We start from the raw sequence: 15,399 nt of genomic DNA on the forward strand, positions 1-15,399 counted from the left end.
TGTCAGGGTGGAAAGGGGTTTTCATCTTTGGCTCATAATGACAAAAGTCAAATTACATTTTCTGTACAACATTTGATTGAAAGAAATACAAAACAAAGAAAAAAAACGCAGCGAATCAATCAAATAGTTCCATTATTATTAAAAATAATTGCTAGTGTGTCTATTGTGACGACAATTGGAATTATTTTTACGTTGGCAAATGAAACAATGATGTTTTTTCAAAAAATATCATTATACTCCTTTTTGACGGAGAAAGAATGGTTACCGTTTTTTGAAGATCCTAAATTCGGTATATTACCACTTATATGTGGAACAGTCCTTGTAACAGCAATCGCCATGTTTGTAGCAATTCCTATCGGTTTAGCGTGTGCTGTATTTTTGAGCGAATACGCTTCAAACGGTGCGCGAAAAATATTAAAGCCGATGTTAGAACTATTAGCAGGTATCCCGACAATTGTATATGGTTTTTTTGCATTAACAGTTGTCACGCCACTTTTACAACGAATGATACCGGATTTACAGTTTTTTAATGCAATTAGTCCAGGAATCGTGATTGGATTTATGATGATACCTACAGTTGCATCTTTATCTGAAGACTCGATGAGAGCTGTGGCGAAAGGGACGAAAGAAGCCTCGTTAGCGCTTGGTGCGACTCGGTTTGAGATGGTAAAACAAGTAGTGTTTCCCGCAGCTTTGACAGGAATTATGGCAGCGATTATATTAGCGGCTTCTAGGGCAATCGGTGAAACAATGATAGTTGTAATTGCAGCGGGATCCACACCGAATGTATCGCTGGATCCGACGCACTCTATTCAAACGTTAACAGCCTATATTGTGCAAGTGAGTTTAGGCGATGCTCCGCATGGAACGATTGCTTATTACAGTATGTATGCCGTAGGCGCAACGTTATTCTTGTTTACTTTTATAATGAACATCATTTCGCAGTATATTGTGCGCCGTTTTAGGAGGGTGACATAATATGCGAATGTTGAATCATAAAAAAATACAAGAAAATATGGCATCACGTTTTTTTAAAGATCGAATTTACAAATTGTTATTTTATATAGCAATTTTGTTTTCAATCGTAATTTTGCTTATTTTGCTTTTTCAAATTTTTGAAAAAGGGTTAAGCTATCTTTCAATAGATTTCTTTACAAACTTCGCTTCACGTAATCCGAAAGAAGCCGGGATTGCTGCAGCTTTGTCGGGGACAATATTATTTATGAGTATTGTTATACCGGTCTCATTTATATTTGGAGTCGGGACTGCCCTTTATTTAGAGCAATATGCGAAGGAATCTATATTTAAAAAGGTAATAGAAATTAATAATCAAACGTTAGCAGGAGTACCTTCCGTTGTATTTGGATTACTTGGCTTAACTATTTTTGTATATGCTCTTCATTTAGGCGAGAGTATTGTTGCAGCGGCGCTGACGATGAGTTTGCTCGTCTTACCGACAGTTGTTGTAGCTAGTCAAGAAGCGATACGATCTGTACCAAGTTCATTATTAGAGGCTTCTTACGGATTAGGTGCTACGAAGTGGCAAACGATGTATCAAATTGTATTGCCGGTAGCTTTCCCAGGAATTATAACGGGTTGTACGTTAGCGGTATCAAGAGCAATTGGAGAAGCGGCACCGTTGTTAGTAATCGGAGCATTAGCGTTTGCAAATTATGTTCCATTTAGTATGTTTGATAGATTTACAGTTTTACCAATTCAAATTTTTAATTGGATGAGTAGACCACAAGAAGAATTTCAGTATGTAGCAGCAGCTGGGATGATTGTTTTGCTAGGTCTGTTACTCTTTATCAATATATTTGTCTTATGGTTACGGAATCGAAAATAAGTTGGAAGTGGATGAAAGGGGAATTCAAATGGTAGCAACAGTAGTAAATGTACAGGTGAAAAACGAAGAGAAAATCCAGACTGCTCCAAAAAAAGTAGTATTTGATACGAAAAACCTAAATTTATGGTATGGAGAAGACCATGCTTTAAAGGATATTAACTTAAGTATTCATGAGAATGAAGTTACAGCAATTATTGGACCAAGTGGTTGCGGTAAATCAACGTACTTAAAAACATTAAATCGTATGGTAGAGTTAGTACCGATCGTTCGAACTACAGGCGTGATTGAATATAGAGAACGTAATATATTTGATAAATCGTATCCAGTTGAAGAATTACGCACACATGTAGGAATGGTGTTCCAAAAGCCAAATCCATTTCCAAAATCTATTTATGAAAATGTAGCATATGGACCGAAAATCCACGGTGTTCGTGATAAAAAAACGTTGGACGAAATTGTTGAAAAAAGTTTACGCGGGGCAGCAATTTGGGATGAATTAAAAGATCGTTTGCATGATAACGCATACGGTTTATCTGGTGGACAGCAACAACGCTTATGTATTGCACGTTGCTTAGCGATTGAACCAGACGTTATTTTAATGGATGAACCAACATCGGCGTTAGATCCAATTTCGACGTTAAAAGTAGAAGAATTAATTCAAGAGTTAAAGAAAGACTTTAGTATTGTAATTGTAACGCATAACATGCAACAAGCAGCGCGTATTTCAGACAAAACAGCGTTCTTCTTAAGTGGGGAAGTTGTGGAGTATACAGATACAAATAAATTATTCACAACCCCTTCAGATAAGCGTACAGAAGACTATATCACAGGACGATTCGGTTGATATCGCTAGCAAGGCTAAGAGAAAATGCCCTCTTAACAGAGGGCATTTCTTATTTTTACCTCATTTTAATAGAGAATTAAAACTTCTCCTATCTTACTGCTTATGGCAAGTATAAGAGGTTAGATAGGAGATTTATATAAAATGGCACATAATATTGAGGGGGAAGAAACGATGGTAAGAGAACAGTTTCAGTGTGATTTAAAAACGTTACAGCAAAAGGTAATTGAGCTTGGTGAATTAGCAAAGGAAGCTTTATTAATTGCTATGGAAGGTCTGCATACAAGAGATGTAGAGAAAGCGTTAGAGGTCATTGATGGTGATTACCGCATGGATAATTTAGAAGAGGAAATAAACGATCTTGCTCTTATGCTTATTACGAAGCAACAGCCTGTAGCAAGTGATTTAAGAAGAATTTTTATTTCAATTAAAACAGCGACAGATTTAGAGCGTATTGCAGACCATGCTGTTAATATTGCGAAATCCACAATTCGTCTTGGGGAAAAAGAAGTAACAGTTAGTTTGCAAAATCTTGATGAAATGTTTGCGATTGCTCATAAGATGCTAAATTTAGCATTGGAAGCATACGAACAAGAAAATTTAACTTTTGCTAAACAAATTGCTGAGATGGATGATTCAGTTGATGAAATATATGGGAAGGCAATTCGTGAATTTATATCCTCGATCCCTGAACAACCAGAGGCTATTACACAAATTACACAATTATCCTTTGTTGCAAGATATATTGAGCGTGTAGCAGATCATGTTACAAATATTGCTGAGAATGTATTTTATTTAGTAAAAGGAAAGCATTATTTATTGAATGAATAGGAAGGAAAGTAGGTGATGAGAAATCACCTGCTTTTTTTAGTCAAAACATGACAAAAAAAGCTCGTTGTTTCCTTTAGTTTATGATGATAAGATGTATCATAATATAATGGGAAAATTAGTATTATTGGTTTTTATTCAGTGCTTTTTTACTAAGTTAACAGTAAGCGCTTTCTTTGTTGTTTGAGGGTGATAAAAATAGCCCTTCTTATTAAAGTTTCATTTTATATGGAAGAAGATTATAAGCAGAGATTTTCCATAGCACAATGATTTGTTGAAACAATCAAGCTTATATTGCTAGTTCATGTGGGATAGAGAATATACATATGGTGTATGGATTTATTGAACATTATATAAGTGGAGGCTGAAGTATATGAAGGGGGTTATTTTAGCTGGAGGAAAAGGAAGACGCCTTAGACCATTAACATGTAATACTCCAAAGCCGATGTTGCCATTATTAGAAAAACCAGTTTTGGAATACAATATTGAATTGTTACGTCAGCATGGTATTCGTGAAATTGCAATTACAGTTCAATATATGAGTGCGGCCATTAAGCAATATTTTGGCGATGGTAGTAAATGGGGAGTTAACTTGTACTATTTTGAAGACTCCCCTCCACTTGGAACGGCAGGAAGTATTAAACAAGCGGAAAACTTTTTAGATGAAACATTTGTTGTTATAAGTGGAGATGCATTAACTGATTTTCGATTATCAGAAGGAATTGCGTTTCATGAACAAAAGAAAAGAATGGTAACTATGTTTGTAAAGGAAGTAGAAAACCCACTCTCATTCGGTTTGGTTGTAATGAACAAAGAACAAGAGGTTACACGATATATAGAAAAACCGAGTTGGAATGAGGTAATCTCCAATATTGTGAATACAGGGATTTATATTATGGAGCCAGAAATCTTTTCTTACATACCACCCCGAGAATTTTTTGATTTCAGTCAAGATGTGTTTCCATTATTAGCAAATAAGAACGCGTTATTTGCATATTTGTCAGAAGGTTATTGGTTAGATATTGGTACATTTGATCAATATCGACAAGCACAATTTGATTTGTTAACGAAAAAATTGCAAGTACCTATTCCTTATACGGAAGTGTTACCGATGGTATGGATGGGAGAAGGTGTGACGATTGGAAAAGGGACGAAAATTCATGGCCCATCTTTTATTGGAGAAGGAGCAAAGATTGGTGCGGGGGCTGTAATTGAGCCGTACTCTATTATCGGGAAAAATAGTATTGTTTCAAGTTACTCTCATCTTCAAAAAAGTATTGTTTTTGCAAATGCTCACATTGGGGAGTATTGTGAGCTATTAGAAACGACAATAGGAGAGCATACAATGGTTGAAGATGACGTTACGTTGTTTCAAAAAAGTATTGTAGCGGATCATTGTCATATAGGGAAGAGTACGGTCATTAAGCAAAAAGGAAAATTATGGCCTTATAAGGCCATTGATAGTCATTCGATAGTAGGATCGGCTGGTGTTCAAGAAAGTGAAAAAAGCGCTGGCTGGTTACAAAAAAGCCGTATTGTAGGGAGAGGGAATGTTGAGATTACTCCGCAATTTATTGTAAAAGTGGCGATGGCGTATGGATCTCTTTTCGGAAAAGGGGAAAGCATACTAATTGGGAGTCAAGAACATATAGAAACAACTTCTTATAAAAATTTATTTTTACATGCTATTCATGGTATCGGGATTCATACGATGGAATGTAAAGAGATGAACGAGTCACTTTTTCAGTATAGCATTCATAATTTGCAATGTGCAGGTGGGGTTTTCGTTCAAGTGGAAAATGAAAAAGAAGTTGTTATAAAGCTGTATGGTAAGAATGGAATGCTGTTAACGTATAAGCAGCAAAAAGCAATAGAACAAGTATATATGTCCGAGTCGTTTTATTACGTATGTGAGAAAGAAATGGGACAAAATACGCCAGTCCACGTTTCTTTAAATGACTATATAGAAGCTGTATTAGAATGCATTGATATTGAACAAATACAAAAACAAAAGTTTCATCTTCTTATTAATAAGAGAAATGATATGTTACAACATTTACTTATGCTCTTTCTTCAAAGGCTTGGGTGCACAGTTACATGGATTTATGCGGGCGAACAAAAAGATCATGTGAAAGCTTTGATGAAATCAAGTAAAGCGAATATGGCGCTTATGTTTTCTGAGCAAGGAAATTATTTCGAGTTATATGATAATCATAGTAATATTTACCAAGGTACAGATTTTGAAGAAATAGATCTTCCTGACTTATTACTGGAATCAAAAGGGAATATTTACCCAATGTCTTTGAAATTAGGAGAATGTTACCTTCTATTTTATATACATGATGAAAAAAAGGCGTTTCAAGTAAAGTGGAAACGAGATATTTTATATCGAATTGGAAAGTTATTCGAGTTAATAGCACTGCAAGAAAAGGCGTTTCTTAGCATAGTAGAGCAATCACCGCCGCTTTATTTACTTTATGATGAAGTTGTGTGTTCATGGAACGAAAAAGGGAAAGTGATGAGGAAATTATTGGCCGATATGGAAAGAAAGGAAGAAGGTATATTTGAAGGAGTGCAGTTCAAATATACCGAAAAAGAATGGTCTTATATCGTTTCTGATACAAAACAACCAAAATTTTTGGTGTATTCACATGCTAGAAATCCAGTGATAGCAAGGGAAAACATGAAAAATCTTATAGAAAAAATTAGACAATATCAAAAGGTGTAGAATTTTTATTTTAAAAGTGGTATTATGGTATAGTCTGATTTAAGTTATTAGTACTGGAGGGAAATAAGAATGCGTGTGAATATTACTCTAGCATGTACAGAATGCGGAGATCGTAACTATATCTCAAAGAAAAATAAACGTAACAACGCTGAGCGTATCGAGCTTAAAAAGTATTGCAAGCGTGACAAGAAGTCTACGTTACACCGTGAAACAAAGTAAGCAGTAGGAATATTTTCCTACTGTTTCTTTTTTTATTCGATTCCTATATTAAAAGTGATACACTATCATCATAGAGTAAAGTGTCACTGTAGGGGGGAAGATGTGTGAAAGAAGAGAAAATACGTTTACGTAAACAAATAATAGAACACATGAATTCTTTATCGGAAGAACAGTATGCAACTTTATCAGAGCAAATCGCAGTTTCGTTGTATGCGCAAAAAGAGTGGGTTGAAGCTGAAACAATTGGAATCACTCTTTCAATGGAAAATGAAGTGAATACATATCCTATTATCGAAAAAGCTTGGGAAGAAGGAAAGAAAGTTGTAGTTCCGAAGTGTAATACAGGAACAAGAACAATGTCCTTCCGGCAAATTAGTAATTTTGATCAATTAGAAACAGTGTATATGCATTTGCGTGAACCGATTCCATCGCTTACTGAAGAAGTGAATGCGGATGAAATTAACCTTCAAATCGTACCAGGTGTAGCTTATACAGAGCGAGGAGAACGGATTGGATACGGCGGGGGCTATTATGATCGTTATCTCGTGCGTTATAAAGGGAAAACGCTATCATTAGCTTATGATTTTCAAATGGTAAAACAAATTCCAGTGGAACCATTTGATAAAAATGTAGAAAAAATTATTACAGAAAAAGGAACAATGGTTATAAATGGGCTTGTATAGACAAATAAAAATTGACGAGACTTTTTCTTCTTGATTATAATAAAATATGTGAACGTTTTCTTATTATAATTTTTTATAGTAAGTGAGCATAGAGGGTGATGAAATGGTATCTATTTATGATATTCAGCAATTGCTAAAGAAATTTGGTACGATTATTTATACGGGTGATCGAATTGCAGATTTGCAATTAATGCAAGATGAGCTACGTGAATTAAATCAGTCACAGCTAATCGATCCACAAGACTATCAAACAGCTTTATTTTTATTGAAGCAAGAAATTCAAAAAGAGCTAAATAAGAATTAGATAAAGGTAGGTAAGCAACATGGAAGAGAAATGGTTAGTTGGTGTTGACCTTGGTGGTACAACGATTAAATTAGCATTTATTAATGTATACGGTGAAATTTTACATAAGTGGGAAATCCCTACGAATACAAATGAGCAAGGAAAACATATTACACTTGACGTAGCGAAGGCAATTGATAAAAAATTAGAAGAGTTAGGCGAATTAAAAAGCAAGTTAATTGGTATTGGTATGGGAGCTCCTGGTCCTGTGCATGTGGCATCTGGAATGATTTATGAAGCGGTTAATTTAGGGTGGAAAAACTATCCATTAAAAGATTTACTAGAAGTAGAAACAGGGTTACCTGTTGTAATTGATAACGATGCAAACTTAGCAGCGCTTGGCGAAATGTGGAAAGGTGCTGGCGAAGGAGCAAAAGATTTAATTTGTATGACGCTTGGCACTGGTGTCGGTGGTGGTGTAATCGCCAATGGTGAGATTGTACACGGTGTAAGTGGTGCTGCTGGTGAGATTGGACATATTACAGTCGTTACAGAAAATGCTTTCCCATGTAATTGCGGAAAATCTGGTTGTTTAGAAACAGTAGCTTCTGCAACGGGTATTGTGCGTGTTGCTATGCAGAAAATACAAGAGACTGATAAAGAAAGCATGTTACGTTCTATGTTAGCAGAAGAAGGACGTATTACATCAAAAGATGTTTTTGAAGCGCACGGACAAGGTGATGAACTAGCAAATGAAGTAGTAGAAAAAGTAGCTTCTTATTTAGGATTAGCTGTAGCGAATCTTTCTAGTACGTTGAACCCAGAGAAAATTGTTATTGGTGGAGGCGTTTCTAAAGCTGGAGATGCACTATTAGAACCAATTCAAAGTTATTTCGAGCAATATGCTTTCTCACGTGCTGTAAAGAGTACGAAGTTAGCCATTGCAATACTTGGTAATGATGCAGGTGTTATTGGAGGAGCTTGGCTTGTAAAAAAGCACAAATACGAAGCGAAGATGATATAAGTTGTGAAATGTGAAAAGAGGAAGGGGGAAACCCTTCCTCTTTTTGCGTAAAATCTTGATGAAGAATAACATGTAAGTGAATTAAGCTGCTGGCGGATACCCGTTATATAGAACAGTCATGATCGTAAACCATCCGAAAACGAGTACAGTCGCAATTGCAAAGCCGCCTGCGAAAAAGTTCTTTTCGCGAAGTGTTCTAAGCGTAGCAAAAACAGCTAACAGAGTGACAAGCGTAAAAATAATAACAAGGCCCATACAATATCCTCCTCTGTCTACCTATTCTTAAATATGAGTTTTTAGAATATTTACTCTTTTACATTGTACATGTTTTAAAAATGATTGTCGAGATAGCATCCTTTCTTTTCCTAAGAGAAAGAAATGTTGTATCATTAAAAGTAAGTTTAATAACTGGAGGAGATTTTCATATGAAATGGAAACAAATGCCGTTAGGACCATTACAAACAAATGCTTATATTTTAACGAATGATCAAAATGAGTGTATTATCTTTGATCCTGGTCATGAAGGAGAGAAGCTCGTTACATATTTACAAGAAGAACAATTAAAACCACTGGCGGTTTTATTAACGCATGCCCACTTTGATCATATTGGTGCTGTTGATGCGGTAAGAGACGCTTTCCATATTCCTGTATACGTACATAAAGAAGAAGCAGATTGGTTAGGAGATGGAACTGTAAATGGCTCTCAAATTTTTATGATGAACCGTAGTATTACAGCTAAGCCAGCGGATCATATTATTGATGCAGAAGGTACATTAACAGTCGGTTCATTTAATTTTGAAATTTTTGAGACGCCAGGACACTCTCCAGGAAGTATTTCTTATTATAGTAAAGAGGCGAATGCAGTGTTCTCAGGAGATGTATTATTCCAAATGAGTATTGGAAGAACTGATTTACCTGGTGGAAGTTTTGCTGAATTAATTGGAAGTATTGAAGAGAAATTATTCGTATTGCCAGATGAAACAGCGGTGCTATGTGGACATGGTCCAGAAACAAGCATCGGTTTTGAAAAAGAAAATAATCCATTTTTACAATAAGGAGTCATTATGGGGATGGAGCTCATTTTAAGAGAATGGATGGGGAAAGAGAAAGATTATTCGATTTCATATAGTACGTATATGAACCTCGTATTGTATGCAGAAGGGCATGGCTATTATATGAAGGACCGTGAAAAGATTGGAAGACAAGGCGATTTTTTTACAAGTAGCAATGTATCCTCTGCTTTTGCAAAAACATTTGCTAAGTTTTTTATTCGTCTTGTTGAGAATGATGAAGTCGCTCCAAATATTTGTGAGATTGGCGGGGGAACAGGAAAGTTTGCCTATGATGTTTTACAAGAATGGAAGCAATTATCTCCGGAAACCTTTATTGATTTAAACTATTCAATGATTGAAGTGAGCCCTTTTCATAGAAAATTACAACAAGAGAATCTGTGCTCATTTTCTAATGTATCGTATTATACATCTTATAGTAAAATGGGAGAGTCATTCGAAGGAATTCTTTTTTCGAATGAGTTATTTGATGCATTTCCTGTTGAAGTAATTGAGAAGAGAAATGGAATGTTGTATGAAGTACGTATTACGTATACAGAGGAAGGGAACCTTGCTGAAGTATGTAGACCGTTAGATAAAAGAATCGGTCGCTACTTACTGAAATATAACATTCATATTGCAGAAGGGCAGCGTTTTGAGGTGCCAATTGCGATGGAAGATTATATAAAAGGAATTGCAAAATGGTTTCAAAAAGGTATATGTATTACAGTTGACTATGGATACACAAAAGCAGAATGGACGTACCCTGCGCATCGGGAAGGAAGTTTACGTGGGTATTATAAGCATAAGTTAATACGTAATCCTTTAGCGTATCCAGGGGAAATGGATCTTACTACTCATATTCATTGGGATGAGTTAAAGGAGATTTTTAACTTTCAGGGAATGAGTGCAGTATGGCATAAGAAGCAATCTGAGTTTTTGTTAGCTGCAGGAATATTAGAACAGCTTACGAGTCATCAAGATACGAATCCTTTTTCTGAAACTCAAAAACAAAATCGAGCAATTCGTTCTATGATTTTGAACGGAGGATTAGGGAATGCCTTTGATGTTGTTATACATACGAAAGACATACAGAATTTACATCTGAATCGGTATTTAACAATATAAAAAACAAGACACAGCATATTTCTGTGTCTTGTTTTTTAATACGACGTATGTAGTATTATATATTTCCCCTCATGATATATATTTATATTAAAGATATGAGATGAAAAATATAGAATACGTTCTTTTTCTCTGTTTATTAGTCCCTAACCTAATAATACGCGAACGAGTTGAATAATTGTTTCGTTTTCTACTTTGTAGTAAATTTCTAATCCTTTTCTTTCACTAGAAACGATTTTAGCACTTTTTAATTTTGCTAAATGCTGTGAAATTGTAGACTGTGGCATGTTTAAGCCAGTGTACATTGTAGAAACGTTGCTTGGACCACGCTCGATTAATCCTTTTACGATACATAAACGAACTGGGTGAGCAAGTACTTTCAATAATTCTGCATTGCTTTCATAAAGTTCTATTTCTTTTTGAAAGGTTTCTAACATGTTCTTTTCCACCTCCGTGTGAGCTGTTATACCATACTATACATACCAAAAAATTAAAGAAAAGAAAACAGTTGTTGCAGAAAAAATTTCCTAAAGTAAAGAAATTGTAAGAAAAGAGACCCTGATGTAAATAAAATGGATAAATTAGCACAGTTTTGTAAAATGACGCTTTTGGGCGAAAATTTTGATGCATTTTAAAAATTGAAAGATATAGATATATTTGTAACACAATTTTATCATGATTTTCTTATTCTTTCAAATGAATATACAAAATTTTTAAAATAATATGACAAAGGAATTATAATGCTATATATAGAATATAAAACAGGTTAAAAGAAGCCCGATGTAATCAGCTTTTTTATGAGGATAATGAGACACTTGAGTGTAGCTGATCAATCTTAGAATGATCAAGTCATTCGTCATTTATGCTAGAGCTCATCTTTTAGCAACTTTAAAAATCTGTGATTCCATATATTCTCATAAAAGTCAATTGTCTCTTTTGCGGACATAAATGGATTGTTTAATGTAGAAGTTATTTTAGGTGCCATAAAGTTTTCGTACCCTAGTCCGTGAGCAAATTTAATCGTAGCATCCATACAGTACTCTGTTTGGGCGCCACAAAATTCAATACGATGTACAGATAATTGATCTAAAATTTCTTTTAAGTTTGTTTTATAAAATGAATTTGCATGTGTTTTTCTCACAAAGAAATCTTGGTCTTGAACATCTAGATCAGTATGAATAGCCCAAAGTTCTTTTTCGGGTACTAAATCATCATCACAATGTTGAACAAAAATGATTGGTTTATTTGATTTTCTGTATGAAGAAATTCTTTTATTTACTTTTGTAAGCAAGTTTTGTAAATCAAATAAATGCTCTCCGCTATAACATACCCCATTTTGTAAATCGATAACGATTAAAATATCAGAACAAGTATCCATTATTTTTACCCCCTTGTATTTCTTAATATATCGATAAAACCATTATTTGTAAATAAGTGATGTGCTTTTATCCCACTATTTGTGGGAGGCGGGCTGCCCGTAAACGCCCGATTGGTGAAGGCTAATAATGAGTGGGAATGAACAAAACCCCCAATGATTAAATTTTTGTACAGAGATAATAAAGTAGTTTCATTTACAATAAAATTCTTTAAAAAACAATAAAGTTGTTTTATTATAATTGGGGTAGAGTCAAGAAAATACGCATTTACAACGATAAGTATTTTGATACAAGTCTTATGAGACATTATGAGGTCTAATTGAAAGGTGATTGGATTATGTACCGATAGGTTTTACTCTATTGAGATTGTGAAGTTTCCTACTTAGACTAACGGGGCAGGTTAGTTAGATAAAGGGATATTTGGATTAAGATAGATGTAAGTAGAAAAACTACTAAAGTAATAAGATTTGCTTCAGTAAAATAAGGTATATTATATTTGTTGAATAGATTCTCTGTAAAGACAAGAAAAGTAGGTGAACAAAGTGGGCAAATATCAATTGGATTACAAAAGTCAGGTAGCTGTGGCAAAGTTTCATGAAAAACAGACGCCTGCCAAATTTGATAAAAAGCAGCAACTTGAAAAATTGCGTGCGGAGTATTTGAAAAAGAAGCAAAAACAAACAGATAAATAATATGTTTTGTTTGTCTGATTGTTTTGTATTCGGTGTAAACAAAAGGAAATAGGTAAGTTATTCATCGTTCAAATATATACAGGCTATTTTTTCAAACATCTTTCTTAATGAACTAACGCATGCGTTAGTTCATTAAGAATAAATAAAAAAGTCGATTCCTTGAGAGGGGAATCGGCTTTTTTTAATAAGTGATATTTCCTTAGCGTTGTAAATCCGCATTTTCCTGACGCTACCCCTCATTAGACTAACGAGGAGGATGGTTGAAGAAGACAAAAAAATTTGAGTACAAAAAGAAAAAACACTAAAAAGAATATACTAAACCGCATAAAAAGAAGATATGAGAACTTAATCTCATATCTTCTTTTCTCTCTACGCATTTACAGGTTCTTCTACATAAGAGAGGGCATTTTCAAAATCGGATATTAAATCGTTAACATTTTCAAGACCGACTGATAAGCGAAGTAATGAATTAGAGATACCTCTTTCATCACGAGCTTTTTGCGACAGTGCGGCGTGGGACATTTTAGCTGGGTAGGAAAGAATCGATTCGACAGCTCCTAAACTCACTGCAAAAACAGGTAATTTTACTTTTGATAAAAATTGGCGGAGTGCATCTTCTGACTGCAAAGTAAACGATAAGACCGCTCCAGCTGACGTTGCTTGAGATTGTTGAATATTAAATCCAAGATGTGTTTGTAATCCCGGATAATAGACATTTTGTACTTTAGCATGCTCTTGTAAATAGTGTGCAATTTTATTGGCATTTGCAGCTGAGTGCTCAAGACGTACATGTAATGTTTTTAGACCGCGAAGTACGAGAGAACAATCTTGAGGTCCTAAAATAGCGCCAAATGCATTTTGTAAAAATCCAAGCTTTTGAGCGAGTTCGGCATCTTTTACGACCGTTAATCCGGCAGTAACATCACTGTGACCAGCAATAAATTTTGTAGCACTATGAAGAACGACATCGGCGCCAAGATCAAGTGGCTTCTGGAATAATGGTGTCAAAAAAGTATTATCAACAAATGTAAGAGCACCAATAGATTTTGCGAGTTTAGAAACCTCGCGAATATCTGTTACTTTTAAAAGTGGGTTAGATGGTGTTTCTACATAAAAGAGTTTCGTATTCGATTTAATATTTTGCTTTATTTCTTCTAAATTGGTCATATCAACAAATGTATGTGAAACACCGTAACGGGAGAGTACTTCAGTTATAATTCGATAAGTGCCTCCGTATACGTCTTCTGAAATGAGAACGTGATCGCCTTGTGAAAGAAGGAGAAAAGCAGTAGAAATCGCTGCAATGCCTGAGGCAAAGGCGAATCCTTTTGTTCCGCCTTCTAATAAAGCAATGATATCTTCCAAAGCTTCACGAGTTGGATTTCCAGATCGGCTATAGTCGTATTTGCCAAAAGTATCTACATCAAACTGGTGAAATGTTGATGTGTTATAAATGGGAACGTTAACAGCTCCTGTTTGTGCATCGTGTTTATATTGGTTGTGTAGTAAGAGTGTATCTATAGAATAACTCATATTCTCACACCTTCTTTTACAAGTTTAATGGCTTGATTTAAGTCTTGAATTAAATCATTACTGTTTTCAATGCCGACGGAGAATCGAAGAAGACGATTACATACACCGTTCGCCGTTCTGATTTCTTCTGGAATATCAGCATGTGTTTGCGTTGCTGGATAAGTCATTAAACTTTCTACACCACCAAGGCTTTCGGCAAATGTGATTAAGGATAAAGATTGTAAGAATGGATTAATCCAAGCTTCATCTTTAAGTCGGAATGAAATCATACCGCCTCTCCCTGGATAAAAGACATCTGTCACACCATCCTCATCATTTAAATAAGTAACAACTGCTTTCGCATTTTCTTCATGTTGTTTCATGCGAAGCGCTAAAGTTTTCATACCACGAATTAATAGCCATGAGTCAAATGGGCTTAAGACAGCACCGGAGGCATTATGATAATGAGCGATTTCCTCACAAAGTTCCTTTCCTTTTGCAACGACAAGTCCGCTTAATACATCATTATGCCCACCTAAATATTTCGTTGCACTATGAAGTACGATGTCAGCACCTTCTGTTAATGGCTGCTGTATATAAGGCGTGTAGAATGTATTGTCTACGATAAGAAGTAGTCTGTGTCTTTTCGCTACAGTTGCGACAGCGGCAATATCAGTAACTTGCATTAATGGATTAGTCGGAGTTTCTATGAAAATAGCCTTCGTTTCAGTTGTGATAGCTTGCTCAATCTGTTTAATAGATTGTGTATTTACGTATCTACATCGAACATTCCACTTTTTTTCGTGTTCGGAAAATAAGCGATACGTTCCCCCGTATAAATCTTCGGATACAATAAGTTCATCTCCAGAACGGAATAATGAAAGGACGAGGAGAACAGCTGCCATACCTGAACTACAGGCATAACCTTGTTGGCCATATTCTAAATCTGCGATTGCCTGTTCTAAAAGACCACGAGTTGGATTTCCAGTTCGTGAATAGTCAAAGCCGGTAGATTTACCAAGTCCTTCGTGACGATAAGCGGTTGAGAAATAAACGGGTGGATTAACAGTTCCTGTTGTAGTTTCGCTACGATTTCCGATTTGTGCTAGTTTTGTTTCGATAGTTGACATGTAAAAATTCCTCCTTTTTAAATTGAACCAGTAGTTGAATATAAAATAAAAAAAAGCCTTCTA

The 15,399-nt window shown here is 35.2% G+C and carries 17 protein-coding genes; 12 read left to right on the plus strand and 5 right to left on the minus strand.

The genetic code is table 11. From position 1 onward, the window contains the following. The first annotated feature begins 27 nt into the window (after window positions 1-27). The 9 genes from pstC to glcK all read left to right on the plus strand — a co-directional run bounded on the left by pstC (window position 28) and on the right by glcK (window position 8,452). Window positions 28-978 carry a phosphate ABC transporter permease subunit PstC gene (gene pstC / locus A6J74_RS23120; RefSeq protein ID WP_000940900.1) on the plus strand — a complete coding sequence of 317 codons (951 nt, stop codon included), beginning with the start codon at window positions 28-30 and terminating at the stop codon, window positions 976-978. Window position 979: 1 nt separating this feature from the next. Further along, window positions 980-1,846, plus strand: a complete 867-nt coding sequence (pstA, locus tag A6J74_RS23125) for a phosphate ABC transporter permease PstA (RefSeq protein ID WP_001242538.1) — start codon at window positions 980-982, stop codon at window positions 1,844-1,846. A 28-nt stretch (window positions 1,847-1,874) separates the two neighbouring features. Next, entirely contained in the window at window positions 1,875-2,690 is an 816-nt protein-coding gene (gene pstB, locus A6J74_RS23130; RefSeq protein ID WP_000226691.1) for a phosphate ABC transporter ATP-binding protein, read from the plus strand. A 171-nt stretch (window positions 2,691-2,861) separates the two neighbouring features. Beyond that, entirely contained in the window at window positions 2,862-3,518 is a 657-nt protein-coding gene (phoU, locus tag A6J74_RS23135) for a phosphate signaling complex protein PhoU (RefSeq protein WP_033657342.1), read from the plus strand. A gap of 370 nt (window positions 3,519-3,888) precedes the next feature. Further along, complete coding sequence (locus A6J74_RS23140; RefSeq protein ID WP_000679287.1) at window positions 3,889-6,243, plus strand: sugar phosphate nucleotidyltransferase; 2,355 nt, start codon at window positions 3,889-3,891, stop codon at window positions 6,241-6,243. Between the two features lie 69 nt (window positions 6,244-6,312). Next, entirely contained in the window at window positions 6,313-6,462 is a 150-nt protein-coding gene (gene rpmG / locus A6J74_RS23145; RefSeq protein WP_001265616.1) for a 50S ribosomal protein L33, read from the plus strand. A 104-nt stretch (window positions 6,463-6,566) separates the two neighbouring features. Further along, window positions 6,567-7,145 (plus strand): 5-formyltetrahydrofolate cyclo-ligase, encoded by a 579-nt coding sequence (locus A6J74_RS23150; RefSeq protein ID WP_000656841.1) that lies wholly within the window; start codon window positions 6,567-6,569, stop codon window positions 7,143-7,145. 103 nt (window positions 7,146-7,248) lie between these two features. After that, window positions 7,249-7,449, plus strand: a complete 201-nt coding sequence (locus A6J74_RS23155; protein WP_000253699.1) for a YqgQ family protein — start codon at window positions 7,249-7,251, stop codon at window positions 7,447-7,449. Window positions 7,450-7,468: 19 nt separating this feature from the next. Then, window positions 7,469-8,452: a glucokinase gene (gene glcK / locus A6J74_RS23160; protein WP_000391709.1), complete on the plus strand. Its 984-nt coding sequence runs from the start codon at window positions 7,469-7,471 to the stop codon at window positions 8,450-8,452. A gap of 81 nt (window positions 8,453-8,533) precedes the next feature. Here glcK and A6J74_RS23165 read toward each other — a convergent pair whose 3' ends face one another. Then, entirely contained in the window at window positions 8,534-8,707 is a 174-nt protein-coding gene (locus tag A6J74_RS23165; protein ID WP_000524850.1) for a DUF2759 domain-containing protein, read from the minus strand. 170 nt (window positions 8,708-8,877) lie between these two features. Here A6J74_RS23165 and A6J74_RS23170 point away from each other — a divergent pair, with 170 nt between their 5' ends. After that, window positions 8,878-9,507: an MBL fold metallo-hydrolase gene (locus A6J74_RS23170; protein WP_000871413.1), complete on the plus strand. Its 630-nt coding sequence runs from the start codon at window positions 8,878-8,880 to the stop codon at window positions 9,505-9,507. Between the two features lie 9 nt (window positions 9,508-9,516). After that, window positions 9,517-10,629 (plus strand): class I SAM-dependent methyltransferase, encoded by a 1,113-nt coding sequence (locus A6J74_RS23175; RefSeq protein WP_000525127.1) that lies wholly within the window; start codon window positions 9,517-9,519, stop codon window positions 10,627-10,629. A gap of 143 nt (window positions 10,630-10,772) precedes the next feature. On the opposite strand, the gene A6J74_RS23180 is transcribed toward A6J74_RS23175, so the two are convergent. After that, entirely contained in the window at window positions 10,773-11,063 is a 291-nt protein-coding gene (locus A6J74_RS23180; RefSeq protein ID WP_000894375.1) for an ArsR/SmtB family transcription factor, read from the minus strand. Window positions 11,064-11,491: 428 nt separating this feature from the next. After that, window positions 11,492-12,004: a cysteine hydrolase family protein gene (locus A6J74_RS23185; RefSeq protein WP_000379181.1), complete on the minus strand. Its 513-nt coding sequence runs from the start codon at window positions 12,002-12,004 to the stop codon at window positions 11,492-11,494. Window positions 12,005-12,544: 540 nt separating this feature from the next. On the opposite strand from A6J74_RS23185, the gene A6J74_RS30095 reads away from it, so the two are divergent. Continuing rightward, complete coding sequence (locus A6J74_RS30095; protein ID WP_000521653.1) at window positions 12,545-12,694, plus strand: hypothetical protein; 150 nt, start codon at window positions 12,545-12,547, stop codon at window positions 12,692-12,694. Between the two features lie 369 nt (window positions 12,695-13,063). Here the strand turns inward: A6J74_RS30095 and metC are convergent, their stop codons facing one another. Together metC and metI are read right to left on the minus strand one after the other, a co-directional pair. Continuing rightward, entirely contained in the window at window positions 13,064-14,227 is a 1,164-nt protein-coding gene (metC, locus tag A6J74_RS23195; protein WP_000122270.1) for a cystathionine beta-lyase, read from the minus strand. Beyond that, a complete protein-coding gene (gene metI / locus A6J74_RS23200) occupies window positions 14,224-15,336 on the minus strand; it encodes a cystathionine gamma-synthase/O-acetylhomoserine thiolyase (protein ID WP_000103907.1) in 1,113 nt (370 codons plus the stop codon). Before metI ends, metC begins: the two co-directional genes overlap by 4 nt. Window positions 15,337-15,399 lie beyond the last annotated feature (63 nt).

Source organism: Bacillus sp. FDAARGOS_235 (assembly GCF_002073415.2).
Lineage (GTDB): Bacteria > Bacillota > Bacilli > Bacillales > Bacillaceae_G > Bacillus_A > Bacillus_A toyonensis.